Raw genomic sequence first — 23,732 nt, forward strand, 5'->3', positions numbered from 1 at the left:
CCCGGCCCGTTCCTTTGGGGGGTTCCCGACAGTCTTCGTATGTCCGGGGCGGGACGGTCGGTCAAGGGTGGCCGAAGGCCATCGCGAAGCGACGCTACGACGAAGGAGGAGCGCCCTTGAGGGACCGGCCCGACCCGGAGAGACGATGAGACTGACGGGAACCCCCCAAACCCGCCCGCTCCCGCCCCGCCGAAGCCCCCGCCCCCACCACCCCCGCCCCACCTCCCGAAGCCCCCGCCCCACCGTCGCCCCCCAAAGCCCCCCCAAAGCCCCCCAAGCCCCACCCCCTACCCCCACCCGGGTGACCCCGCCCAGCTCGCCGACACCGGTGGGGGATTTGTCATACCGGGCGTGGCAGCATCGGCCGCCTCGGAGGTGATCCCATGTCTCATCGGCCGCTCCGCGCCGCCTGCATCGTCGCGCTGCTCCTCGCAGCCTGCCCCACCCCCGGCGCAAGCGCCGAGCCCCTCCCCGAAGCCGAGTCCGTCGGCGTGCTCCTGACCCGGCTCCAAGGGCTGTACCAGAAGGCAGAGGAGGCCACGGAGGCCTACAACGCCACCGAGGTGGCGCTCGGCGCCCGGCTCGACGAGGAGCACCGGCTGAACGCGGAACTCGGGAAGGCCCGTGGCGCACTCGGCGCCGAGAAGGCCCTTGCCGGGCGGCTGGCCCGGGAGCAGTACCAGGGCGGCCGCGGCCTGTCCCCGTACACCCGGATGCTGCTCTCCGCCGACCCCCAGGCTGCCCTCGACCAGCGCCGGCTCGCCGCCCGTGAGGGCGAGCGCCGGGCCGGCGTACTGGCGCGGCTGGCCCGGGGCGAGCAGCGGGCCGACGCGCTCGCCGCCCGCGCCCGCAAGGCCCTGGACGCCCAGCGGGCGCTGGCCGCGCAGCAGAGACGTCAGAAGGAGGAGGTCGGGGCGCAGCTCAAGGAGGTGGAGCGGCTGCTGGCCTCGCTGACCCCCGAGCAGCTCGCGCAGCTCGGCGCGCGCGAGGCCGCGAACACCGCCGGGGCGCAGCGCGAGCTGGTGGACTCCGGCCGGCTGCCGGACCGTACCGGTACGCCCACCGCCGCCGGCGGCGCGGCCCTCACGTACGCGGCGGCGCAGATCGGGAAGCCGTACGTGTGGGGCGCCGAGGGGCCGGCGTCCTTCGACTGCTCCGGGCTGACCTCGCAGGCCTGGGCGCACGCCGGCCGCTCGATCCCGCGGACCAGCCAGGAGCAGTGGGCGCGGCTGCCGAAGGTGCCGCTGGACCGGCTGCGGCCCGGGGACCTCGTCGTGTACTTCCCGAAGGCGACCCACGTGGGGCTCTACATCGGGGACGGCAAGGTCATCCAGGCCCCGCGCCCGGGGGCGAGGGTGAAGGTGTCGCCGATCGCCGCGAACCCGCTGTTGGGGGCGGTCCGGCCGGACCCGGACGGGGCCCCGCTCGACCGGTTCGTCCCCCCGCCGCTGGGCGGGGAGGCCGACCCGGCCGGGGCGGGGGACGACGCCGGCTACTCCTCCGAGGAGGCGCCCGGGGTGCCCGCCGGGGCCGCGGCCGGGGAGGACTCGCCCGGGGTGCCCGCCGGGGCCGCGGCCACCGACGCGGAGACCTCGGCCAGGTAGTCCGCCGTGTCCTCGGGGTCGTAGAAGTACCCGTCGAAGTCGGCCGGGTTGTCGAAGCCGTTGGCGAATCGATCCGCCACCGGCTGGAGCTGCCCGGCCGCACCGATCAGGTTCAGCACGTGCTCCGGCGGGACGCCCAGCATCGCGTTCGTCCACTGGGTCACCGGCTTGCCGGTGGTGAACCAGAACTTGTCGAAGGTGGCCTTCATCCACGCCTCGTCGAACGGCTTGTCGCCGTGCATCAGGATCGACGAGAGGTACGAGGCGGCGCACTTGGCGGCGGAGTTCGAACCCTGTCCGGTGATCGGGTCGTTGGCCACCACGACGTCGGCGACGCCCAGCACCAGCCCCCCGCCGGGGAGGCGGCCGACCGGGTTGCGGACCACCGGCGCGTAGCGGCCGGCGAGGGTGGCGCCCGCGTCCGTGAGCTCGACCTCCGTCGCCCTGGCGTGCTCCCACGGCGTGAACCGCTCCATCAGCTCCAGCGTGAGCGCCAGGTGCGCCGCCGGGTCCTTGACCCCGTTGAAGGCGTCGACGGGGCCGCCCGGGACGCCCTCCCAGAACAGGATGTCCGCGCGCCCGGAGGTGGTGAGGGTGGGCATCACGAAGAGCTCGCCGACGCCCGGCACCAGATTGCAGCGGACCGCCTCGGTGTCCGGGTGTTCGGGGCGCGGGCCGAGTCCGTGCACGTAGCTGACGGCGAGCGCCCGCTGCGGGGCCTCGTACGGGGAGCGCGCGGCGTCGCGGCCGAACATCGAGACCAGCTCGCCCTTGCCCGCCGCGACCAGCACCAGGTCGTACGTCCGGGAGAAGTAGTCGAGGTCGGCGACGGAGGCCCCGTGGACGACCAGCTGGCCGCCGCGCTGGACGAAGGCGTCGAGCCAGCCCGCCATCTTCAGGCGCTGGTCGACCGATTGCGCGTAGCCCTTGAGGCGGCCGAGCCAGTCGACCGGACGGCCGGCGTCGGGGGCGCCGACGGAGACGCCCACGCCCTGGATCTTGGGGGCCTGGTGCTCCCAGAAGTTGAGCTGGAGGTCGCGCTCGTGCTGGAGCGCCGTGTCGAACATGCATTGCGTGGACATGACCCGCCCGGTGCGGATCTCGTCCGCCGTCCGGTTGGACATCAGGGTAACGTCGTAGCCCTTCGACTGGAGTCCGAGGGCGAGCTGGAGGCCGGACTGACCGGCTCCGACCACGAGTATCTTGCGCATGTCTCACGTTCTCGATTCGGTCTGGTCGGTGCTATTCGGGAGTGCTGTCGAGGGCGTGCGCCACCAGCGTCAGGAGGGATTCGACGACCGTGGAGCGGCGTCGCGCGTCCATGACCACCACGGGGACGTGGGGCGGGACGGTGAGGGCCTCGCGCACGTCCTCGGGCTCGTAGGACGGTGTGCCCTCGAAGTGGTTGACGGCGACGGCGTACGGGAGCCCGCAGCTCTCGAAGTAGTCGAGCGCCGGGAAGGAGTCGCGCAGTCGGCGGGTGTCGGCCAGGACGATCCCGCCGACGGCCCCGCGCACCAGGTCGTCCCACATGAACCAGAACCGCTTCTGGCCCGGCGTGCCGTACACGTACAGCACGAGGTCGTCGTCGAGGGTGACGCGGCCGAAGTCCATGGCGACGGTGGTGGTGTTCTTGTCCGGGGTCGCGGACAGGTCGTCGGTCGGGAGGCTGGCCTGGGTCATCACCGCCTCGGTGCGCAGCGGGGCGATCTCGGAGACGGAGGAGACGAAGGTGGTCTTGCCGACGCCGAAGCCGCCCGCGACCAGCACCTTCACGGCGACGGGCGCGCGGGAGCGGTCGTACTGCCAGGGCTGTGCGGGCTCGTCGGCCGGCGCCTGGAGGTCAGAGACGGCGAAGCCCACTGAGCACCCTTTCGAGCAGCGCGCGTTCGGGCCGGCCGGTGCCGTGGCCACTGCCGTAGACGCGAATCCTTCCCTGGTCGGCGAGGTCGCTGACCAGGACGCGGACGACACCGAGGGGCAGCTTCAGCAGGGCCGCGACCTCGGCGATCGTGCGCATGCGGCGGCAGAGCTCGACTATGGCCGGCATCTCGGGCATCCGGTCGGGCTTCTGCGGCTCCGACACCCTGGCGTCCAGGGTCGCGACGAAGGTCTCGACGAGCAGGACGTGCGCGAAGCGGGTGCGGCCGCCCGTGAGGGAGTACGGGCGGACGCGGGCGGGACGGCGATCGGCGCCGCGTATCGGCAGCCGTTCGGAGGCCGGACTCCTCACGGGGTGTTCTCCATCGACTGGCGCAGCTCGCTGCGGACTTCGGGGGTCAGGACGTGGCCGGCGCGGCCGACGAACAGGGCCATGTGGTAGGCGACGACGCTCATGTCGCAGTCGGGCGTGGCGTGCACGCCGAGCAGGGAGCCGTCGCTGATGGCCATGACGAAGACGGAGCCGTGCTCCATCGCCACCATGGTCTGTTTGACGGAGCCGCCGTCCATGAGGGCGGCGGCGCCGGTGGTGAGGCTGCCCAGGCCGGAGACGATGGTGGCGAGGTCGGCCGAGGCCCCGCGGGGGCCCTTGGGGCGGTCCTGCGCGGCTTCCGCCCCTGGATCGGAGGAGAGCAGCAGGAGCCCGTCGGAGGAGACGACGGCGACGGAGTTGACGCCGGGCACCTCCTCGACGAGGTCGGTCAGCAGCCACTGCAGGTTGCGGGCCTGGGTGCTCAGTCCGTACGTACTGGGCGCGGTCATGTGCGTGCCTCCTGTGCGGTGTCCCCCTGGTCGGTCTGGTCCTGCCCCCGGTCCTGCGTGTGGTCGTGGTCGCCGGCCAGTTCGGCGGCCACGACCCGGCGCCCGTCCTGGGCGCCCTGGTAGAAGCCACCGAGCCGGCGGCGCAGTTCGTCTGCGTCGACCCGACGCGGCGGGTCGGGGCGTACGTCGTCCGCGCGGCCGGCGGCGACGGTGCGCGGGGTCCGCTTCGGCAGGCCCTTGTCGGTGACGGCCTCGGCGGGCTCGGCGGTGTCTGTCGTGTCCGCGGTGTGCCCGGTGTCGGCCGGGTGGCTGCCCTGTCGGGGCAGCCAGTTCCCCTCGGCCGGGGTGTGGGTGTGGGTGTGGGTGTGCGGGTCCGGGGCGTCGGGGACGACCCGGGCGAGGAGCTGCTCCTCGGGGGCGGGCGCGGCCGGGGCCTGGTCGCCTGCGGCGGGCTCACGGGGGGCGTCGGGGTCGGCGGCCGTGTCGCCTGCGGCGGGCTCGGCTGTCGGGGCCGGGGCCTGGGTTGGGGCCGGGGCCTGAGCGGCGGACGTTGCGTCGGTGTGCTCCGGGAGGTCCGCGGCGCCGGGCATGGCCGACAAGGGCAGCACGGCGGCCGTGGCCTCGGGCCGGTTCGCCTGCGCGTCGGCGTCGTAGGCGGATTCGGCGGCGTCGGCGGGGTCGGACCCGGTGGCGGCGGGGTCGGCGGGCTCCGGGGTCCGGGCGGCGGGCGTCGGGATGCCGGGACCGGCGTCGTCAGCGGTTGCCGGGACGGACCCGGTGGCCGCGGCGGGGTCGGCGGGCTCGGAGGCGGGCGCCGGGATACGGGGGGCGGCGTCGGGCCCGGCGGGCTGCGCGCCGTCGGCGGGCTCGGCGTACGGGACCGGCTCCACCTGCGGTTCAGCGGTCCACCCGGGCGGGGCGTCGGCCGGGGAGGTCCCGGGCTCCGGGAGCCCGGCCGGAACGGACCCGGCCGGGTCCGCGCCGGGGGTGGGCTCGGCGTACGGGACCGGCTCCACCTGCGGTTCGGCGGTCCACCCGGGCGGGGCGTCGGCCGGGGAGGTCCCGGGCTCCGGGAGCCCGGCCGGAACGGACCCGGCCGGGTCCGCGCCGGGGGTGGGGACGGGCGCGTCCGGGTCGGGCGCGTCCGCGGAGGGTTCCTCGGACGAGGCCGACGCCGACACCGGGGCCGAAGTCGCCGAGGCCGGGCCGCGGCGGCGTGTCGGGAGGGTGTTCTCGTTCGCCTCGGCGATGAAACCCGGCAGCTGGAGGGAGGACGCGCCCGGCGCGGTCAGCGCGTGGACCGCCGAGGTCGGCGGGCCCGTGGGCAGCAGCGCCGCCGGGACGACCACCAGGGCCTCCGTTCCGCCGTGCCGCGGGGCGCGCAGCTCGGCGGTGACCCCGTGCCGTGCCGCGAGCCGGCCGGCCACGTAGAGGCCGAGGCCCAACCCGTGCTCGGCCTCCGGCTCCTCGTCGTACGCCTCCGGCGTGGACAGGCGGGAGTTCAGCGATTCCAGCCGGTCCTCGGTGACGCCGATGCCCTCGTCCACGACGGACAGGACCACGTCGCCGGAGTCCAGCACCCAGCCGGACACCCGCACCTTGACCTCCGGCGGCGAGAACGTCGTCGCGTTCTCCAGCAGCTCGGCCAGCACGTGCGAGATGTCGTCGGCCGCGTGCCCCGCGACCTGGACGGCGGAGGGCAGCGCCGCGAGGTCGACCCGCTCGTAGCGCTCGATCTCGCTGACGGCGGCCCGCATGACGTCGACCAGCGGCACCGGCAGCGCCTGGCCGTGACCGTGTTCCTGACCGGCCAGAACCAGCAGGTTCTCGTTGTGGCGGCGCATCACGGTGGCCAGGTGGTCCAGCTTGAAGAGGGTCGCCAGCCGGTCCGGGTCCTGCTCCTTGGACTCCAGCTCCTCGATGACCGCGAGCTGGCGCTCCACCAGGCCCAGGGTGCGCAGCGAGAGCGAGACGGAGGTCGTCGACATGACGCGCCGGTGCTCCTCCAGGCCCGCCCGCAGCTTCGAGAGCTCCTCGTCCAGCACTTCGCGGCTGGAGGCCAGCGCCTCGTTGCGGCCGATGATCCGGCGGCGGTCGGCGTCGAGCCCGGCGATCCGGGTGTGCAGGGACACCGTCTGGTCGCGCACGGCGTTCAGGTGGCGTACGACCTCGGCGAACTCGTCGTTGCGGCCGGTGAAGCGCACGGGCTCGACCGAGCCCTCCGGGGTCGCCAGCCGCTCCGCGCCGCGGCGCAGCACCGACAGCGGGCGGGTCAGCGAGCGGGCGACGGCGGTGGCGAAGCCGACGGAGAAGAGGAACAGCAGTCCGAGTGCGGCGACGACGGTCTCCAGCCGGGTCACGTCGTCGTCGCGCAGGGTGGCGAGGGCGGTGGCCCGCTGGCCCGCGAGGGTGGACTCCACGGACCGCATGCGGTCGATGCGCGCGGTGAGCGCGGACCCGACGGCGGCCGCGTCGGCCTTGCGGTCGGCCGGCGTCAGCGTGGGGCGGTCGGTGAGGCGCTTGAGGTGGTCGTCGGCCGCCTTGACCTCGGGGCCGGTGACGGTGGCGGCGAGGGTCTGGCGTACGTCGGGGCGGGCGGCCCGGGCGAAGTCCTCCAGGGCGGCCTGTTCCCGTACGCGGGCCCGCTGCGCGGCGGTGGTGAGCTCGTCCACGACGGCGGAGTTGGGGAGCTGCTCGCCGCGGGGGACGGCCAGCGCGGCGAGCAGCAGTCCACGGGTGGCCGAGGCCTGTTCCACGGCCTGGCCCAGCGGGGCGAGGGGGCGGGTGGTGGCGAGGGCGGCTCCGGCGCGCGGCGGGGTCAGCTCGGCGAGCCGGTCGCCCGGGGCGAGGAGTTCGGCGATGAGCCCGGCGTAGGCCTGGTGGGCGGCGAGGGGGCTGCCCTTGCCGTCGACGGCCTCGGTACGGACGGCCTGGATCCGGCCGAGGGCGCGGGCGGTCTCCTCGCCGGCCTCGGCCCGTACTTCGGCGAGCTGCCGGTCGGTGCGGGCGGTGCGCTCCGCGACGGCCTCCTTGGCGGCGGCGGGGCGCCCCTTGGCGGCGTACTCGACGACGGCGTCGCGCTCGTCGCCGAGGAGGTGCGCGAGGGTGAGGGTCTGGCCGGTCTCCTCGGCGAGGGTGACCAGGCCCTGGGAGTCGTTGAGTTCCCTCGTCGCGGACACCACGGCGGGTGCGCCGGCGGCGAGGACGGTGAGGCCGGCGACGGCTACGCCGACGACCAGCCTGCGGCGCACGCGGACGCGGCGTCCTGCGGGGGCCGGGCCGTCGAGGGCGGTGCCGTTCTTCCGAGACCGCTTCTTCTGCACCGGTGCTCGCAATCCTGTACGTGGGCTCTAGCTCGTCTACTCGTGTGGCCGAGGTAACGGCCGGTCAACAAGTAAACGCCCCCTGCCCCCTCGTACCGCCACAGACCTTTGCAGTGTGATGGGGAGAGAGCCTCACAACGCCCACCCGGCCACTCGAACGAGTGAACATCACGGATGAGTTGGCCACCAACTCGGACACCCCGTGTCAGAGCGCGCCCGTGGACGGCCGGTTGAAAGATCGGCGGGGGCTTTGGCAGGATGCCCGCCCACACCGCCGGGGGCGCGGCGCACCCGGCTCCGGGGGTCCGCGGGCGGCCCGGGAACGGCCCGTCCGACCCCTCCCGCGCGGGTACGGCCCTGGCCGTGCGCCGCCCGCCCCGCGGGGCAGTATGTCCGTATGCGCATCGACCTCGCATCGGCCCCCGGCAGCGCGGAACGCCCCAATGAGGACTGGCTGTCGGCGGCGATCCCGGCCTCGGGCGGCGGTGTCCTGGTCGCCCTGGACGGGGTCACGCCGCCGCGCGGGGGCGACGGGTGCGTGCACGGAGTGCCGTGGTTCACGGCGCGGCTCGGCGGCCGATTGACCGAACTGTCCGGATCGCGGCGGGACATGCCGCTGGACCGCATCCTGGCCGAAGCCGTCCGCGACACGGCCGACGCACACCATGCCACCTGTGACCTTTCTCACGTGCGGACTCCGCAGGCGACGGTCGTCGTGGTCCGCTGGGACGGGGCGTACGTGGAGCACCTGGTGCTGTCCGACTCCGTCCTGCTCCTCCAGGCGCCCGACGGCGAGGTGGCCGCGGTCCTCGACGACCGGCTGGACCGCGTCCCGCGCGAGGTGCTGCGGTCGGTGGCGGCGACGGACGCGCTGCGCAACGCGGAGGGCGGCTTCTTCACGGCGGCGGCGGATCCGGCGGTGGCGGCCCGCGCCGTGACGGGGCGCACGCCGCGCGGGCTGGTCCGGGCGGTGGCCGCGCTGACGGACGGGGCGAGCCGGTGGACGGACACGTTCGGGGAGGGCGACTGGGCCCAGTGCCTGGCGGTGCTGCGAAAGGAGGGCGCGCAGGGCCTGATCGACCGGGTCCGCGCCCTGGAGTGCGACCCGGCCCGCCCGCCGGCCCGCCACAAGCGCCACGACGACGCCTCGGCGGCGTACGCGGAGCTGTAGGGCCGGGGCCGCCGGACGGAAGGGCCGTACACCCGGGAGCGCTCCACCCCGGGGTCGCACAACCGGGGCTCGTGCAGCCGGACGGCGCGCCGGGCGGGGGGCCCGCCGGACAGGGGGCGCGCCGGACAGGGGGCGCGCCCGACAGGGACGGAGGGCTACTCCGCGCCCTGGTTCAACTGGTTCAGCAGTCGGGCCAGTTCCGCCACTTCCCCGCGGTCCCAGTCGGCGAGCTTGCGCATGTACTGCTCGCGCCGGGCGTCCCGTACCCGCAGGAAGCGCTTCCGGCCCTCGTCCGTGAGGCCGACCAGGAAGGCCCGGCCGTCGGCGGGATCGGGCTCGCGGGCCACCAGGCCCAGGACCTCCAGGGCCCGCAGCTGACGGCTCATCGTGGCCTTGCCGACGCCGAAGTACGCGGCGAGCTCCGTGGCCCGCTGGCGGTCGGCGGCCTCCAGCCGGGTGAGGAGTCCGTACGCGGCGGGCTCCAGCTCCGGGTGCAGCTCGCGCGCCATCTCCCCGGACGAGGCCCGGGCCCGCCGGAGGAAGACGGACAGCTCCCGCTCCAGGGCAAGGAACTCCTGGTCTTCACTCCCGTGCACGTCCCGCTCCTTCGGTGGTGTGTGGGGCCCAGTATTTCCCAGCGGGCACGCCGGCGGCCCGGGGCCCCGCCGCGGCGGAGCCCCGGGCCGTCCGGACGGCCGCCCTCCGGGCGCCTCCGGCGGGTCAGGCGGCCGCGGTCACGGGCACCCCCGCCGTCGCCCGGTCCAGGGCGAGCTCCAGGACCTGGCGTACGTCCGTCACCGGGTGCACCTCCAGCCCCTCCAGCACCTCGGCCGGCACGTCGTCCAGATCCGCCTCGTTCCGCTTCGGGATGATGACGGTGGTCAGTCCGGCCCGGTGCGCGGCCAGCAGCTTCTGCTTGACCCCGCCGATCGGGAGCACCCGTCCGGTGAGCGAGACCTCGCCGGTCATCGCGACGTCGGTGCGGACCTGCCGTCCGGAGAGCAGCGAGGCGAGCGCCGTCGTCATGGTGACGCCCGCGCTCGGCCCGTCCTTGGGCACCGCGCCCGCCGGGAAGTGGATGTGCACGCCCCGGTCCTTCAGGTCGGCCACCGGGAGTTCCAGCTCGGCGCCGTGCGAGCGCAGGAAGCTCAGCGCGATCTGCGCCGACTCCTTCATGACGTCGCCCAGCTGGCCGGTGAGCGTGAGCCCGGCGGCGCCCGTCTCGGGGTCGGCCAGCGAGGCCTCCACGAACAGCACGTCGCCGCCCGCGCCGGTGACCGCCAGGCCGGTGGCGACGCCGGGTACGGCCGTGCGCCGCTCGGCGGGGTCCTGCGCGGACTCCGGGACGTGGTGCGGGCGACCGATCAGCGCGCGCAGGTCGTCGGCGCCGATCCGCAGGGGCAGTTCCCGTTCGCCCAGTTCGTGCTGGGAGGCGACCTTGCGCAGCAGCCGGGCCAGGGACCGCTCCAGGGTGCGCACGCCCGCCTCGCGGGTGTACTCGCCGGCGAGCCTGCGGAGCGCGGCGTCCTCCAGGACCACCTCGTCGGCTGACAGGCCGGCCCGTTCCAGCTGCCGCGGCAGCAGGTGGTCGCGGGCGATGACCACCTTCTCGTCCTCGGTGTAGCCGTCGAGCCGGACGATCTCCATCCGGTCGGCGAGCGCCTCCGGGATGGCCTCCAGGACGTTGGCGGTGGCCAGGAAGACCACGTCGCTGAGGTCGAGCTCGACCTCCAGGTAGTGGTCGCGGAAGGTGTGGTTCTGCGCCGGGTCGAGCACTTCCAGCAGGGCGGCCGCGGGGTCGCCGCGGAAGTCGGAGCCCACCTTGTCGATCTCGTCGAGGAGCACCACCGGGTTCATGGACCCGGCTTCCCTGATGGCCCGTACGATCCGGCCCGGCAGGGCGCCGACGTAGGTGCGGCGGTGGCCGCGCACCTCGGCCTCGTCCCGCACGCCGCCCAGCGCGACCCGGACGAACGTGCGGCCCATTGCGTGGGCCACGGATTCACCCAAGGAGGTTTTTCCGACCCCAGGAGGTCCGACGAGCGCGAGCACGGCGCCGCCGCGGCGGCCGCCGATCACGCCCATGCCGCGCTCGCCGCGCCGCTTGCGCACGGCGAGGTACTCGGTGATGCGGTCCTTCACGTCGCTCAGCCCGGCGTGCTCGGCGTCGAGCACGGCGCGGGCGCCCCGGATGTCGTACGCGTCCTCGGTCCGCTCGTTCCAGGGCAGTTCGAGGACGGTGTCGAGCCAGGTGCGGATCCAGGAGCCCTCGGGGCTCTGATCGCTGGCCCGCTCCAGCTTCTCGACCTCCTTGAGCGCGGCCTCGCGCACCTTCTCGGGGAGGTCGGCGGCCTCGACGCGGGTGCGGTAGTCGTCGGACTCCTCGCCGTCCTTCTCGCCGTTCAGCTCGCGCAGTTCCTTGCGTACGGCCTCCAGCTGGCGGCGGAGCAGGAATTCGCGCTGCTGCTTGTCGACCCCGTCCTGGACGTCCTTGGCGATGGACTCGGCGACGTCCTGCTCGGCGAGGTGGTCGCTGAGCGCCTTGACGGCGAGCCTCAGCCGGGCGACGGGGTCGGCCGTCTCCAGCAGTTCCACCTTCTGGGCCAGCGTCAGGAAGGGCGAGTAGCCGGAGTTGTCGGCGAGGGCGGAGACGCCCTCGATCTGCTGGACGCGGTCCACGACCTGCCAGGCCCCGCGCTTCTTGAGCCAGCTGGTGGCGAGCGCCTTGTACTCGGTGACGAGTTCGGCGACGGCGCCGGGCAGCGGGTCGGGCACCTCCTCGTCGACGGTCTCCCCCTCGACCCAGAGCGCGGCTCCGGGTCCGGTGGTGCCGGCGCCGATGCGGACCCGGCTCCGGCCGCGGATGAGCGCCCCGGGGTCGCCGTCGGACAGCCGCCCGACCTGCTCGACGGTTCCGAGGACGCCGGTGGCCGCGTACGTCCCGTCGACCCGCGGCACGAGCAGCACCTGGGGCTTTCCGGTGCCGGCGGCGGCCTGGGCCGCTTCCACGGCGCCGCGCACCTCCGCGTCGGAGAGGTCCAGCGGTACGACCATCCCCGGCAGCACGACCTCGTCGTCGAGCGGCAGTACGGGCAGGGTGAGCGTGACGGACGTCGAAGCCATGATTTTCCCTCCGGCAGTGAAGTTGAGCTATGCCGACTCAATGCAGCTGCGCCGCCCGATGTTCCCCACGGCCCGTTCGCCCGGGGCGAACGGGCCGGAGGGGTACCGCTCCAGGGCCTCGTGCCAGGGCCTCGGACTGGAGCCCCGGGCTAGGGGAGGAGGCCGTCGGCGGCCAGGCCCTTGCGGACCGCCTCGCCGAGGGCCTGGACCGCGGACAAGGGGCGGACCATCACCGTCAGCTCCTTGATCAGGCCGTCCCCGTCGAACTGGAAGAGGTCCAGCCCGTGGATCTGCCGGCCGTTCACCACGGCCCGGAAGATCAGGATCTCCGACGGGGCCCGCTCCCCGCCGTCCCCGCCGGTCTCGGCCGTGCCCTCCAGCTGTCCGACGTAGCGGAAGTCCTCGAAGGTGCGCAGCAGGACCCCGAGGAGCCCGAGCACCGCGGGCCGGCCCTCGAAGGGGGTGAACGTGACGGGGCTGTAGAGGCGGACGTCCTCGGTGAACAGCCCCGCCATGGCGGCGAGGTCGCGCGCCTCGACGGCCGCGCGGAAGCGTGCGGTGGTGGTGTCAGCGGTGTCCATGAACCCTCCTGGTACTCAAGAATGTGATTAGTCATATTCTTGAGTAGGATGCGGGTGCGGACAAGGGAGCGGGTGGAGGGAGTGCCTCGATGGCGTTGAGACATGCCGTACTGGCGGCGCTGCTGGACGGGGAGTTCAGCGGTTACGAGCTGGCCAAGGCCTTCGACCTGGGGGTGGCGAACTTCTGGCACGCCCTGCCCCAGCAGCTCTACGCCGAGTTGGCCAAGCTGGAGGCGGACGGGCTGGTCACGGGCCGCCAGGTGGTGCAGGAGACCCGCCCCAACAAGCGGCTCTTCCGGGTCACCGACGCCGGGCTCGCCGAGCTGGAGCGCTTCGCGGCGGCCCCGTCGAAGCCCTCGTTCATCCGGGACGACCTCCTCGTGAAGGTCCAGGGCATCGACCGCGTCGACGCCGGGCCGGTGATCGCGCAGCTGGAGGCGCGCGCGGCCGCCGCCGAGGCCAAGATCGAGCTGCTCGCCAAGCTGCTGGCCCGGATGCGCGGCGACGTGGACGAGGAGGAGTTCCTGCGCCACGGCGCACCCGTCGGCCCGTACCTGACGTGCCGGCGCGGCCTGGCCTTCGAGCAGGAGCACCGGGACTGGTGCCGGGGCACCGCCGCGGTCCTGCGGGAGCGGGAGGTGCCCCGTGCGGGACGCTGACCTGCCCGGAACCGGGCAGCGGAAGGACGCGCGCCCCGGAGAGGACGCACGCCCCGGAACGGGGCACCGCGCCGCCGGATACCGCGGGTACGCGCGCTACGTGGCCCTCGGCGACAGCCAGACCGAGGGGGTGGGCGACGGCGACGACGCCACCGGGCTGCGCGGCTGGGCCGACCGGCTCGCGGAGCTGCTCGCGACCGCCGACCCCGCGCTCATGTACGCGAACCTCGCCGTACGCGGACGCACCGCCCGCCAGGTCCGCGCCGAGCAGCTGGAGCCCGCCCTGGCCCTGGAGCCCGACCTGGTCTCCGTGGTGGCCGGGGTCAACGACCTGCTCCGGCCGCGGTACGACGCGGCGGGGGTGGCCGGGGAGCTGGAGGCGGTGTTCGCCGCGCTCACGGCCTCCGGGGCCCACGTGTTCACCCTCGCCTTCCCGGACCTGTCGAAGATCGCGCCCCTGGCCCGTCCGCTCGCGCCGCGCCTGACCGATCTGAACGCCCGGGTCCGCGCGGCCGCCTCGCGGCACGGGGTCACGGTCGTCGAGACCGGCGGGTACGCGGTCACGACCGACCCGCGGCTGTGGACGGCGGACCGGCTGCACGCCGGCCCCGTGGGGCACGAGCGGATCGCCGCGGCCGCGGCCCACACCCTGCTCCTGCCCGGCACCGACGACGCCTGGACGCACCCGCTGCCGCCCCGGGCGGTCCCCGGCGCCGCGCAGGCGCTGGCGGCCGAACTGCGCTGGGCGGCCGGCTTCCTGGGGCCCTGGATCGGCCGCCGCCTGCGCGGTCGGTCCAGCGGGGACGGCCGTACGGCGAAGCGCCCGCTCCTGGCGCCCGTCGTCACCCCCGGAGCGGAGGGGCCGCCGGGGGCCGGGGGGCGTACGGTGCCTGCCCGGCCGCAGGACGCACCCTGAGGGCGGTCCGCCGAGCCGCCGTCCTCGGCACTGCCCGGTCCGGTCCGGCCCGGCCCCGCCCGGCACTGCCCGGTCCCGCCCGGCCCGGCCCCGCTGGTGCCGGTGCCCGCACCCGTGGTGGGGTCATCCCCCGGACTGCGGCTCCTGGCGGTCCGTGACCACGGGGCGGAGCTCCGACGGGAGCCCCCATTCGCTCCAGGAGCCGTCGTACACCGCCAGGCCGTCGCGGCCGGCCAGGGTCGCGGCCAGGGCCAGGACGCAGGCCGTCACGCCCGAGCCGCAGCTGAAGTAGAGGTGCTCGCGGTCGCCGGCCAGGGCGTGGAGGGCGGCGCGGAGCTCCTCGGCGGGGCGCATCCGCCCGTCGGGGCGCTGGAGTTCGGCGAACGGCAGGTTGAGGGCGCCCGGCATGTGGCCGCCGCGCAGACCCGGGCGGGGCTCGGGGTCGGCGCCCGTGAAGCGGCCGCGGGTGCGGGCGTCCAGGACGGCGGCCGCCGGGTCCGCCAGGGCGGCGGCCACGGCGGCGGCGTCGACCACCAGGCCGGGGCGGGGCCGGGCGGTGAAGGTGCCGGGCGGGCCGCCGTACGCCGCGGCGGCGGGCTCGACGGCCCCGCCGGACGCGGTCCAGGCCGGCAGGCCCCCGTCGAGGACGGCGGCCCGGTCGAAGCCCATGGCCCGCAGCATCCACCAGGCGCGGGCGCTGGAGTAGATCCCGGCGCCGTCGTAGACGACGACGGTGCTGGTGTCGTCGACGCCGAGGGCCCGCAGCGCCTCGGTGAACGCCTCCGCCCCGGGCATGGCGTGCGGGGCCGGGGCGTCGTGGTCGGACAGGGCGCCGTCCAGGTCGAAGGGGCGCGCCCCGGGAATCCTGCGGGCCGCCCCGCGGTGCGCGCCGACGGAGGCGTCGAAGAGGACCAGCCCGGGGGCGCCGAGCCGGTCCGCCAGCCAGCCGGCGTCGACCAGCGGCCCGGGCAGCGGCCCCGGCAGCGGCCCGGGCGTCGGCCCCGGCGGCGGCTCCGGCAGCGCCCCGGGGAGTCCGCCGGCGGGGCTGCGCCGTGCTGCGGAGTTCGGGTACGTGGTCATGCGGCACCTCCGGGTCTGCGGGCCGGCCGGCCCGGCACGGGTCGCCCCATCCTCACGCACACGGAGCCGGGGGCCGGGACCGTCCTGCCGGTCCGGCCCGCGGGACACCTCTACGGGCAGCCGCCGGGCCGGGCGTAGACCACGACACGGGCGCCCCGCACCGCGGTGACCGAGCACCGGTCGAACCACGCGTCGAGCGTCTGCCGTTTGACCGCCTCCCGCGGGTACGGGTCCAGCGGCTGGTCGGCAGGGTCCAGCAGGGCGATCACCCGCGGCGAGTCGATGAGGGCCTCGCGGATCTCCGCGGAGGGCAGCTCGGTGCCCTGGAGGCTGCGCGAGGCCGCCGGGGAGCGGTCCAGGGCCACGTCGCGCAGTCCCGCGTAGACCTCCGGTGAGGAGAGCAACCATTCGCGCCGGCGCGACGGCAGGAACACCACCGCGTCGCCCGGCCGGGCCCGCTCCCGGACGGCGGCGGCCACCGCGAGCACGTCGTCCTTGCGGCTGTCGGGCGTGCGCAGCCACGCCGACCAGAGCGCGCACGGCACCAGCAGCGCCGCGACGAGCAGCCACGGCCACCGGCCGCGCGCCGCCGCCAGCCGGGCCCCGGCGGCCAGGGCGAAGCCGGCCAGGGCGTAGAGCACGTACCGGTCGACGTACCAGGGGTGGACCAGGGAGACCGCCAGGAGCAGCCCGGGCGGCAGCAGCGCGAGCGGTACGGCCACCCGTACGAGGTCCCGCTCGTCGCGTTCCGCGGCGCCCCGGGCGAGCAGCAGCACCGCGCCGGCGAGCACCCCGTACGCCGTCCAGTCCTGCCAGCTCGGCCGCCCGAGCCAGCCGAGCTGCTCCTGGGCCTGCCGGGCGCTCACCAGGGCCAGCGGCAGCAGCAGGACCACGACGGTCCCGGCGGCGAAGCGCCAGCCGCGCGAGCGCCGGGCGAAGACGGCGTGGGCGGCGAGCGCCAGTACGGCGAACTCGTGCAGCCAGCAGCCGATCAGCAGGACCACGGCGTAGGCGGCCCAGCGCTCGCGCAGCATCAGGTACGTCGCCCAGACCACGGCGGCCGCGACCAGGGCGTAGGAGCGGCCCTCCTGGGCGTACATCTGCACCGGCGGGAGCACGGCGTAGACCGTTCCGGCGAGCAGGGCGGCCCGTTCCCCCACGAGCCGCCGGGCGGTCGCGGCCACCCCGGCGGCGGCGAGGGCGGTGGCCGCGACGGAGGGCAGCCGCAGCGCCAACGGACCGCCGTCCCAGACGGCGAAGACCCCGTGCAGGAGGAGGTAGTACAGGCCGTGGACGGCATCGACCTGGGCCAGCAGCTCCCCCAGCCCGCCGAGCGGCCGGTGGGCCACCTGCCAGGTGACGGACTCGTCGCGCCACATGCTGCCGCCCCGCGTCAGGCCCCAGAGGCCGAGGAGCCCGGCGAGCAGCGCGGGCACCACGCGCCAGGGGGCGATGCGCCAAGGGGCGGTGCGCCTGGGGGCGATGCGGCGGATGGCGGCCTCCGGGTGCTGTCGGATCGGGTGCGGGGACTCCATACTCGGGGTTCGAGGCCCGGATACCCGCGGAGGTGGGGCGTGCGAGCGTTACGAGCAGTGGCCGCGGCCGTGGCCGCGTCGCTGGGCGCGGCCGTCCTGGCCGGGTGCGGCTCGCCCGCGCCGGACCGCCCGGGAGGGCCCCGGGGCGGCGCGTCCTCCAGCGCACCCGCCACGCCCGCACCGCCCGCCCCGCCCTCATCGCCCGCCACATCCGCGCCACCCGCCGCGTCTCCCGCGCCCGGCACGCCGCCCGCGCCCGGGCCCGGGCCCTCCTCCTCGGCGCCGGCCACCGGCCCGGGTCCCGGCCCGGACCCCGGCACGACGGTCGCCCCCGGTGAGACCCTCGTGCGGATCACCCGCAGCGGCGGCTACGCCGGGCGGACGCACACCCTCGTGGTCAGGGGCGACGGGGCGTGGACCCGGCTGGACGGCCGGGCGCAGGAGGCGGGCACCGGGCGGCTGGCGCCCGGACCGCTCGCCGCGCTGTCCGCGGCGCTGCGGGAGGCGGGCTTCCCCCGGCTGCCCCGGGTCCTGACGGGCGGGGAGACCGTCTTCGACGGGTTCACGTACGCCTTCGTGTACGGCGGCTTCGAGGTGGCCGCCGACCAGACGTCGCTGACGCCGTCGCTGGCCGAGGTGCTGGAGGCGCTGCCCCCGTTCACGGCGGGCTGACCGGCCCCGGCCGCGGCCGGTCCCCGACGGGTCCGGCCCAGGCGCGCGGCGGCATCGTCCCGGAGGTCGCAGGCCCGGCCCGCGGGGCCGCCGACACCCGTCACATTCCGCCCGCGACCAGGGCGTTCCGCACATATACCCTGTCCGAACCCCGCATAGCCGCAGGCCGGTGCCTCCTCTACGCTGCACCCCACCACGCAGATCTTCACGGGGCGGAACCGGGACATGGAACAGACGCACACCACCCACAACGGCGCATCGGCGACGCCCGGCGCCCAGCGGCGCGTGCTCGTCGTCGAGGACGACCGGACCATCGCGGAGGCCATCGCGGCCCGGCTGCGCGCCGAGGGCTTCCAGGTGCAGACGGCCGCGGACGGACCGGCCGCCGTCGCCGCCACCGAGAGCTGGCTGCCGGAGCTGCTGGTCCTGGACATCATGCTGCCCGGCTTCGACGGCCTGGAGGTCTGTCGCCGGGTCCAGGCCCAGCGGCCGGTCCCGGTGCTGATGCTCACCGCCCGGGACGACGAGACCGACCTGCTGGTCGGCCTCGGGGTGGGCGCGGACGACTACATGACCAAGCCGTTCTCCATGCGCGAGCTGGCGGCGCGGGTCCACGTGCTGCTGCGCCGGGTGGAGCGGGCCACGCTGGCCGCGACCGCGCCGCGCGGGGCCACGCTGCGCCTGGGCGACCTGGAGATCGACCACGCGCAGCGCCGGGTCCGGGTGCAGGCCGAGGACGTGCACCTGACACCGACCGAGTTCGACCTGCTGGTGTGCCTGGCGGGGACCCCGCGGGCGGTGCTCTCGCGGGAGCAGCTGCTGGCCGAGGTGTGGGACTGGGCCGACGCGTCCGGGACCCGTACGGTCGACAGCCACATCAAGGCCCTGCGGCGCAAGATCGGCGCGGAGCGGATCCGTACGGTCCACGGCGTCGGGTACGCCCTGGAGACCCCGGCGCAGGCGTGAGCGCGCCGCACCCCAGGGCCCGGCCGCGGCAGCGGCAGCGCCCGGCGGTGGGGCTGCGGCCCTTCTCGCCCTTCTCGATCAAGACCAAGCTGGGCACGCTGGTGGTGGTGTCGGTCTTCATCACGACCGGCCTGCTGATGGTGGCCCTGCGCACGGACACCGAACTGCGCTTCATCACGGTCTTCTCGGTGATCGCCTCGATGCTGATCACCCAGTTCGTGGCGCACAGCCTGACGGCGCCGCTGGACGACATGACGACGGTCGCCCGGGCGATCTCCCGCGGGGACTACACGCGGCGGGTGCGCGAGGCGGGCCGCCGCGACGAGCTGGGCGACCTGGCCTCCACGATCAACTTGATGGCGGACGACCTGGAGGCGGTGGACCGGCACCGCAAGGAGCTCGTGGCGAACGTCTCGCACGAGCTCCGCACGCCCATCGCCGCGCTGCGGGCGGTGCTGGAGAACGTGGTGGACGGGGTCTCGGCCGCCGATCCGGAGACCATGCGGACGGCGCTGAAGCAGACCGAGCGCCTGGGCCGGCTGGTGGAGACCCTGCTGGACCTGTCCCGGGTGGACAACGGCGTGGTCCCGCTGCGCGCCCGCCGGTTCGAGGTGTGGCCGTACCTGTCGGGGGTGCTGAAGGAGTCGGGGCTGGCGGCGGCGGGCCGGCCGGGTCTCACCTCCGGCTCCGGCGGGCACACCCGCAACGACGTGCACCTGCACCTGGACGTCTTCCCGCCCGAGCTGACGGCGTACGCGGACGCCGAGCGGCTGCACCAGGTGGTGGCGAACCTGATCGACAACGCGGTCAAGCACAGCCCCGCCCACGGCCGGGTCACGGTCCGCGCCCGGGCCGGCGACGAGCCGGGGAGTCTGGCCCTGGAGGTCCGGGACGAGGGTCCCGGAATCCCGGAGAGCGAGCGGCACCGGGTCTTCGAGCGGTTCAACCGGGGCAGCGCACGCGGCGGCGACGGGGGTACGGGGCTGGGGCTGGCGATCGCCCGCTGGGCGGTGGAACTGCACGGCGGGCGGATCGGGGTGGCCGAATCGTCACGGGGCTGCTGCATCCTCGTCACGCTTCCGGGCAGTTCGTAGGCGCCGCGTTGACGTAGGGTTCGAGTGGGAAGGACATGATCTCGGCCACACGTACCCGGGGTCCGTCAGGGGTGCGAAGCCAAGGGGGCCGCAACCTGGGTGCCCCCTACCCGAACCAGGCGTGTTTCCCGCCATTCAGGGCGGCGAAACCCGCCGTTCGATGTGACCTGCGCGACGGATGTCCCGCCCGGTCTGCATGAGGCCCCCCAACAGGCGTAGCCTTTATTCCCGCTGTCCATACCTTGTGAAGCGGAAGAGGGCGGTTGCCGCCGTGTCGCCACAGTCCCCCAGTAACTCGAGCACCACGACCGAAGCAGCAGAGCGCGGGAAGACCCCTGCCTCGAACTTCGGAGCCAACGAGTGGCTCGTCGACGAGATCTATCAGCAGTACCTCCAGGACCCGAACTCGGTCGACCGGGCCTGGTGGGACTTCTTCGCCGACTACAAGCCCGGGGGCGCCGTCGCTCCCGTGAAGTCCGAAGAGCCGAAGAAGTCCCCGACGACGGACGGCGCCTCCGCACAGGCCGCCCCCGCCGCCGCGGCCCCGCAGACCGCCGACGCCGCCACGGGGGCGGCGCCAGCCGCTGCCGCGCCGACCTCAGCCTCCGCGCCCGTGCCAGCTCCTGCCCCTGCTCCTGCCACCCCCTCTGGTGCCCCTGCTGTGACTGTCACCCCCCAGGCTCCGGCCGCCGCACCGGCCGCGACCCCTGCGCCCTCGGCCCCGGCCGCCGCTCCCTCCCCCGCAGCTCCCCGGGCGGCCGCCCCCGGCGCGAGCACCGGCTCCTCCGGAGCGGCCGGCGCCGCGCCCGCCACCGGGGCCCCCGCGGGCCCCGAGCTGGTGACGCTCCGCGGCCCGTCCGCTGCCGTCGTCAAGAACATGAACGCCTCCCTGGAGGTGCCGACGGCCACGTCCGTCCGCGCCGTGCCGGTGAAGCTGCTCTTCGACAACCGCATCGTCATCAACAACCACCTGAAGCGCGCCCGGGGCGGGAAGATCTCCTTCACCCACCTCATCGGCTACGCGATGGTCCAGGCCATCAAGGCCATGCCGTCGATGAACCACTCCTTCACGGAGAAGGACGGCAAGCCGACCCTGGTCAAGCCGGAGCACGTCAACTTCGGCCTCGCGATCGACCTGGTGAAGCCGAACGGCGACCGCCAGCTCGTCGTCGCCGGCATCAAGAAGGCCGAGACCCTCAACTTCTTCGAGTTCTGGCAGGCGTACGAGGACATCGTCCGCCGCGCCCGCGTCGGCAAGCTGACGATGGACGACTTCACCGGCGTCACCGTCTCGCTGACCAACCCCGGCGGCCTGGGCACCGTGCACTCCGTGCCCCGCCTGATGCCCGGACAGTCGGTCATCATGGGCGTCGGCTCCATGGACTACCCCGCCGAGTTCCAGGGCACCTCGCAGGACACCCTGAACAAGCTGGGCATCTCCAAGGTCATGACCCTGACCTCGACCTACGACCACCGGGTCATCCAGGGCGCCGCCTCCGGCGAGTTCCTGCGCATCGTCGCGAACCTGCTGCTCGGCGAGAACGGCTTCTACGACGACGTCTTCGAGGCGCTGCGCATCCCCTACGAGCCGGTCCGCTGGCTCCGGGACATCGACGCCTCGCACGACGACGACGTCACGAAGGCCGCCCGCGTCTTCGAGCTGATCCACTCCTACCGGGTCCGCGGCCACGTCATGGCCGACACCGACCCGCTGGAGTACAAGCAGCGCAAGCACCCCGACCTGGACATCACCGAGCACGGCCTCACCCTGTGGGACCTGGAGCGCGAGTTCGCGGTCGGCGGCTTCTCCGGCAAGTCGATGATGAAGCTCCGCGACATCCTCGGCGTGCTGCGCGACTCGTACTGCCGCACCACCGGCGTCGAGTTCATGCACATCCAGGACCCGAAGCAGCGCCGCTGGATCCAGGACCGCATCGAGCGCCCGCACTCCAAGCCGGAGCGCGAGGAGCAGCTGCGCATCCTGCGCCGGCTGAACGCGGCCGAGGCCTTCGAGACCTTCCTGCAGACGAAGTACGTCGGCCAGAAGCGGTTCTCCCTGGAGGGCGGCGAGTCCGTCATCCCGCTGCTCGACGCCGTCATCGACTCGGCCGCCGAGGCCCGCCTCGAAGAGGTCGCGATCGGCATGGCCCACCGCGGCCGCCTGAACGTCCTCGCGAACATCGTCGGCAAGTCGTACGCGCAGATCTTCCGCGAGTTCGAGGGCAACCTCGACCCGAAGTCCATGCACGGCTCCGGCGACGTCAAGTACCACCTGGGCGCCGAGGGCACCTTCACCGGCCTGGACGGCGAGCAGATCAAGGTCTCGCTCGTCGCGAACCCCTCGCACCTGGAGGCGGTGGACCCGGTCCTGGAGGGCGTGGTCCGCGCCAAGCAGGACATCATCAACAAGGGCGGCACCGACTTCACGGTCCTGCCCGTCGCCCTGCACGGCGACGCGGCCTTCGCGGGCCAGGGCGTGGTCGCCGAGACGCTGAACATGTCGCAGCTGCGCGGCTACCGCACCGGCGGCACCGTGCACGTGGTCATCAACAACCAGGTCGGCTTCACCGCCGCCCCGGAGTCCTCGCGTTCCTCGATGTACGCGACCGACGTGGCCCGCATGATCGAGGCGCCGATCTTCCACGTGAACGGCGACGACCCGGAGGCCGTGGTCCGCATCGCGCGGCTGGCCTTCGAGTTCCGTCAGGCGTTCAACAAGGACGTGGTCATCGACCTCATCTGCTACCGCCGCCGCGGGCACAACGAGTCCGACAACCCGGCCTTCACCCAGCCGCTGATGTACGACCTGATCGACAAGAAGCGCTCGGTGCGCAAGCTGTACACCGAGTCCCTCATCGGTCGCGGCGACATCACGCTGGAAGAGGCCGAGCAGGCGCTCCAGGACTTCCAGGGCCAGCTGGAGAAGGTCTTCGCGGAGGTCCGCGAGGCCGCCACGCAGCCCGCCGCCGGCGCCCCGGTGCCGCCGGCCCAGGCCGCGCAGCAGTTCCCGGTGGCCGTGGACACGGCGATCTCCCAGGAGGTCGTCAAGCGGATCGCCGAGTCCCAGGTCAACATCCCCGAGAACGTCACCGTCCACCCGCGTCTGCTGCCGCAGCTGCAGCGCCGCGCGGCGATGATCGACGAGGGCACCATCGACTGGGGCATGGGCGAGACCCTGGCCTTCGGCTCGCTGCTGATGGAGGGCACCCCGGTCCGGCTGTCGGGCCAGGACTCGCGCCGCGGCACCTTCGGGCAGCGCCACGCGGTCCTCATCGACCGGGAGACCGGCGAGGACCACACGCCGCTGCAGTACCTGTCGGACGACCAGGCCCGCTACAACGTCTACGACTCGCTGCTCTCCGAGTACGCGGCGATGGGCTTCGAGTACGGCTACTCGCTGGCCCGTCCGGACGCGCTGGTCCTCTGGGAGGCCCAGTTCGGTGACTTCGTCAACGGCGCGCAGACCGTCGTCGACGAGTTCATCTCCTCGGCCGAGCAGAAGTGGGGCCAGACCTCCGGCGTCACGCTGCTGCTGCCGCACGGCTACGAGGGCCAGGGGCCGGACCACTCGTCCGCGCGTCCCGAGCGCTTCCTCCAGATGTGCGCGCAGGACAACATGACGGTCGCGATGCCGACCCTGCCGTCGAACTACTTCCACCTGCTGCGCTGGCAGGTCCACAACCCGCACCACAAGCCGCTCATCGTCTTCACCCCGAAGTCGATGCTGCGCCTGAAGGCCGCGGCGTCGAAGGCGGAGGAGTTCACGAACGGCTCGTTCCGCCCGGTCATCGGCGACTCGACGGTGGACCCGAACGCGGTCCGCAAGGTCGTCTTCTGCGCGGGCAAGGTCTACTACGACCTGGAGGCCGAGCGGGAGAAGCGCGGCATCACGGACACCGCGATCATCCGCATCGAGCGGCTGTACCCGCTGGCGGGTGCCGAGCTCCAGGCGGAGATCGCCAAGTTCCCGAACGCGGCGAAGTACATCTGGGCGCAGGAGGAGCCGGCGAACCAGGGTGCGTGGCCGTTCATCGCGCTGAACCTGATCGACCACCTCGACCTGGCGGTCGGCGCGGAGGTCCCGGCGGGCGAGCGCCTGCGGCGCATCTCGCGCCCGCACGGCTCGTCTCCGGCGGTGGGCTCGGCCAAGCGTCACCAGGCGGAGCAGCAGCTCCTGCTGAACGAGGTCTTCGAGGCCTAGTCGCTGCGCGGCTCAGCGGTACGCAAGGCCCGGCCCCCCTCAGGGACCCTGAGGGGGGCCGGGCCTTCCCTTTCGGCCTCGCCGGCGGGGCCGGAAGCTGTGCT

At 74.4% G+C, this 23,732-nt stretch carries 19 protein-coding genes; 9 read left to right on the plus strand and 10 right to left on the minus strand.

Translation table 11 applies throughout. The annotated features are described in order from the left end of the window. Nucleotides 1-383 precede the first annotated feature (383 nt). Entirely contained in the window at nucleotides 384-1,604 is a 1,221-nt protein-coding gene (locus ACFWU6_RS04090; protein ID WP_383978302.1) for an NlpC/P60 family protein, read from the plus strand. On the opposite strand, the gene ACFWU6_RS04095 is transcribed toward ACFWU6_RS04090, so the two are convergent. Genes ACFWU6_RS04095 through ACFWU6_RS04115 form a run of 5 tightly spaced genes read right to left on the minus strand, consistent with a single transcriptional unit; the run spans nucleotide 1,493 to nucleotide 7,630 of the window. Next, a complete protein-coding gene (locus ACFWU6_RS04095; protein WP_383978305.1) occupies nucleotides 1,493-2,815 on the minus strand; it encodes a styrene monooxygenase/indole monooxygenase family protein in 1,323 nt (440 codons plus the stop codon). The genes ACFWU6_RS04090 and ACFWU6_RS04095 overlap by 112 nt on opposite strands. Before the next feature lie 31 nt (nucleotides 2,816-2,846). Continuing rightward, nucleotides 2,847-3,467: an ATP/GTP-binding protein gene (locus tag ACFWU6_RS04100; RefSeq protein WP_383803646.1), complete on the minus strand. Its 621-nt coding sequence runs from the start codon at nucleotides 3,465-3,467 to the stop codon at nucleotides 2,847-2,849. Then, the gene (locus tag ACFWU6_RS04105) at nucleotides 3,448-3,837 is read right to left on the minus strand and encodes a DUF742 domain-containing protein (protein ID WP_383803648.1); all 390 of its coding nucleotides are present in this window, start codon (nucleotides 3,835-3,837) and stop codon (nucleotides 3,448-3,450) included. The genes ACFWU6_RS04100 and ACFWU6_RS04105 overlap by 20 nt, the downstream gene beginning before the upstream one ends. Beyond that, nucleotides 3,834-4,307: a roadblock/LC7 domain-containing protein gene (locus ACFWU6_RS04110; RefSeq protein ID WP_383803650.1), complete on the minus strand. Its 474-nt coding sequence runs from the start codon at nucleotides 4,305-4,307 to the stop codon at nucleotides 3,834-3,836. Before ACFWU6_RS04110 ends, ACFWU6_RS04105 begins: the two co-directional genes overlap by 4 nt. Continuing rightward, nucleotides 4,304-7,630, minus strand: a complete 3,327-nt coding sequence (locus ACFWU6_RS04115; protein ID WP_383978308.1) for a nitrate- and nitrite sensing domain-containing protein — start codon at nucleotides 7,628-7,630, stop codon at nucleotides 4,304-4,306. The genes ACFWU6_RS04110 and ACFWU6_RS04115 overlap by 4 nt, the downstream gene beginning before the upstream one ends. Before the next feature lie 397 nt (nucleotides 7,631-8,027). Here ACFWU6_RS04115 and ACFWU6_RS04120 point away from each other — a divergent pair, with 397 nt between their 5' ends. Beyond that, nucleotides 8,028-8,801 (plus strand): protein phosphatase 2C domain-containing protein, encoded by a 774-nt coding sequence (locus ACFWU6_RS04120; RefSeq protein WP_383978311.1) that lies wholly within the window; start codon nucleotides 8,028-8,030, stop codon nucleotides 8,799-8,801. A 155-nt stretch (nucleotides 8,802-8,956) separates the two neighbouring features. On the opposite strand, the gene ACFWU6_RS04125 is transcribed toward ACFWU6_RS04120, so the two are convergent. The 3 genes from ACFWU6_RS04125 to ACFWU6_RS04135 all read right to left on the minus strand — a co-directional run bounded on the left by ACFWU6_RS04125 (nucleotide 8,957) and on the right by ACFWU6_RS04135 (nucleotide 12,505). Next, complete coding sequence (locus tag ACFWU6_RS04125; RefSeq protein WP_383806830.1) at nucleotides 8,957-9,397, minus strand: MarR family winged helix-turn-helix transcriptional regulator; 441 nt, start codon at nucleotides 9,395-9,397, stop codon at nucleotides 8,957-8,959. A 124-nt stretch (nucleotides 9,398-9,521) separates the two neighbouring features. After that, a complete protein-coding gene (gene lon / locus ACFWU6_RS04130) occupies nucleotides 9,522-11,924 on the minus strand; it encodes an endopeptidase La (protein ID WP_383978314.1) in 2,403 nt (800 codons plus the stop codon). A 149-nt stretch (nucleotides 11,925-12,073) separates the two neighbouring features. Further along, entirely contained in the window at nucleotides 12,074-12,505 is a 432-nt protein-coding gene (locus tag ACFWU6_RS04135; RefSeq protein ID WP_383806824.1) for a nuclear transport factor 2 family protein, read from the minus strand. An 89-nt stretch (nucleotides 12,506-12,594) separates the two neighbouring features. Here ACFWU6_RS04135 and ACFWU6_RS04140 point away from each other — a divergent pair, with 89 nt between their 5' ends. Beyond that, nucleotides 12,595-13,164 carry a PadR family transcriptional regulator gene (locus ACFWU6_RS04140; RefSeq protein ID WP_383806821.1) on the plus strand — a complete coding sequence of 190 codons (570 nt, stop codon included), beginning with the start codon at nucleotides 12,595-12,597 and terminating at the stop codon, nucleotides 13,162-13,164. A gap of 100 nt (nucleotides 13,165-13,264) precedes the next feature. Further along, nucleotides 13,265-14,080, plus strand: coding sequence for an SGNH/GDSL hydrolase family protein (locus ACFWU6_RS04145; protein ID WP_383978512.1), 816 nt, complete (start codon nucleotides 13,265-13,267; stop codon nucleotides 14,078-14,080). 123 nt (nucleotides 14,081-14,203) lie between these two features. On the opposite strand, the gene ACFWU6_RS04150 is transcribed toward ACFWU6_RS04145, so the two are convergent. Then, nucleotides 14,204-15,160: a sulfurtransferase gene (locus ACFWU6_RS04150; RefSeq protein WP_383978317.1), complete on the minus strand. Its 957-nt coding sequence runs from the start codon at nucleotides 15,158-15,160 to the stop codon at nucleotides 14,204-14,206. 110 nt (nucleotides 15,161-15,270) lie between these two features. Further along, the gene (locus tag ACFWU6_RS04155; protein ID WP_383978319.1) at nucleotides 15,271-16,695 is read right to left on the minus strand and encodes a hypothetical protein; all 1,425 of its coding nucleotides are present in this window, start codon (nucleotides 16,693-16,695) and stop codon (nucleotides 15,271-15,273) included. A 104-nt stretch (nucleotides 16,696-16,799) separates the two neighbouring features. Between ACFWU6_RS04155 and ACFWU6_RS04160 the strand changes: the two genes are divergently transcribed. From ACFWU6_RS04160 to ACFWU6_RS04180, 5 genes are all read left to right on the plus strand, one after another. Continuing rightward, complete coding sequence (locus tag ACFWU6_RS04160; RefSeq protein ID WP_383978322.1) at nucleotides 16,800-17,033, plus strand: hypothetical protein; 234 nt, start codon at nucleotides 16,800-16,802, stop codon at nucleotides 17,031-17,033. A 7-nt stretch (nucleotides 17,034-17,040) separates the two neighbouring features. Further along, complete coding sequence (locus tag ACFWU6_RS04165) at nucleotides 17,041-17,367, plus strand: hypothetical protein (protein WP_383978324.1); 327 nt, start codon at nucleotides 17,041-17,043, stop codon at nucleotides 17,365-17,367. Between the two features lie 225 nt (nucleotides 17,368-17,592). Continuing rightward, on the plus strand, nucleotides 17,593-18,333 hold the full coding sequence (locus ACFWU6_RS04170) for a response regulator transcription factor (protein ID WP_383806809.1): 741 nt from the start codon (nucleotides 17,593-17,595) through the stop codon (nucleotides 18,331-18,333). Beyond that, nucleotides 18,330-19,427, plus strand: a complete 1,098-nt coding sequence (locus ACFWU6_RS04175) for an ATP-binding protein (RefSeq protein ID WP_383806807.1) — start codon at nucleotides 18,330-18,332, stop codon at nucleotides 19,425-19,427. The genes ACFWU6_RS04170 and ACFWU6_RS04175 overlap by 4 nt, the downstream gene beginning before the upstream one ends. 271 nt (nucleotides 19,428-19,698) lie before the next feature. Next, on the plus strand, nucleotides 19,699-23,628 hold the full coding sequence (locus ACFWU6_RS04180) for a multifunctional oxoglutarate decarboxylase/oxoglutarate dehydrogenase thiamine pyrophosphate-binding subunit/dihydrolipoyllysine-residue succinyltransferase subunit (RefSeq protein WP_383978327.1): 3,930 nt from the start codon (nucleotides 19,699-19,701) through the stop codon (nucleotides 23,626-23,628). The last annotated feature ends 104 nt before the right edge of the window (nucleotides 23,629-23,732 follow it).

The organism is Streptomyces sp. NPDC058674, assembly GCF_042716505.1.
In the GTDB taxonomy this organism is placed as follows: Bacteria; Actinomycetota; Actinomycetes; order Streptomycetales; family Streptomycetaceae; genus Streptomyces.

Coding starts and splice junctions, on each gene's coding strand:
- ACFWU6_RS04090 (WP_383978302.1), top strand. CDS start 384: ATGTCTCATCGGCCGCTCCGCGCCGCCTGCATCGTCGCGCTGCTCCTC.
- ACFWU6_RS04095 (WP_383978305.1), bottom strand. CDS start 2,815: ATGCGCAAGATACTCGTGGTCGGAGCCGGTCAGTCCGGCCTCCAGCTC.
- ACFWU6_RS04110 (WP_383803650.1), bottom strand. CDS start 4,307: ATGACCGCGCCCAGTACGTACGGACTGAGCACCCAGGCCCGCAACCTG.
- ACFWU6_RS04120 (WP_383978311.1), top strand. CDS start 8,028: ATGCGCATCGACCTCGCATCGGCCCCCGGCAGCGCGGAACGCCCCAAT.
- lon (WP_383978314.1), bottom strand. CDS start 11,924: ATGGCTTCGACGTCCGTCACGCTCACCCTGCCCGTACTGCCGCTCGAC.
- ACFWU6_RS04135 (WP_383806824.1), bottom strand. CDS start 12,505: ATGGACACCGCTGACACCACCACCGCACGCTTCCGCGCGGCCGTCGAG.
- ACFWU6_RS04140 (WP_383806821.1), top strand. CDS start 12,595: ATGGCGTTGAGACATGCCGTACTGGCGGCGCTGCTGGACGGGGAGTTC.
- ACFWU6_RS04150 (WP_383978317.1), bottom strand. CDS start 15,160: ATGACCACGTACCCGAACTCCGCAGCACGGCGCAGCCCCGCCGGCGGA.
- ACFWU6_RS04155 (WP_383978319.1), bottom strand. CDS start 16,695: ATGGAGTCCCCGCACCCGATCCGACAGCACCCGGAGGCCGCCATCCGC.
- ACFWU6_RS04170 (WP_383806809.1), top strand. CDS start 17,593: ATGGAACAGACGCACACCACCCACAACGGCGCATCGGCGACGCCCGGC.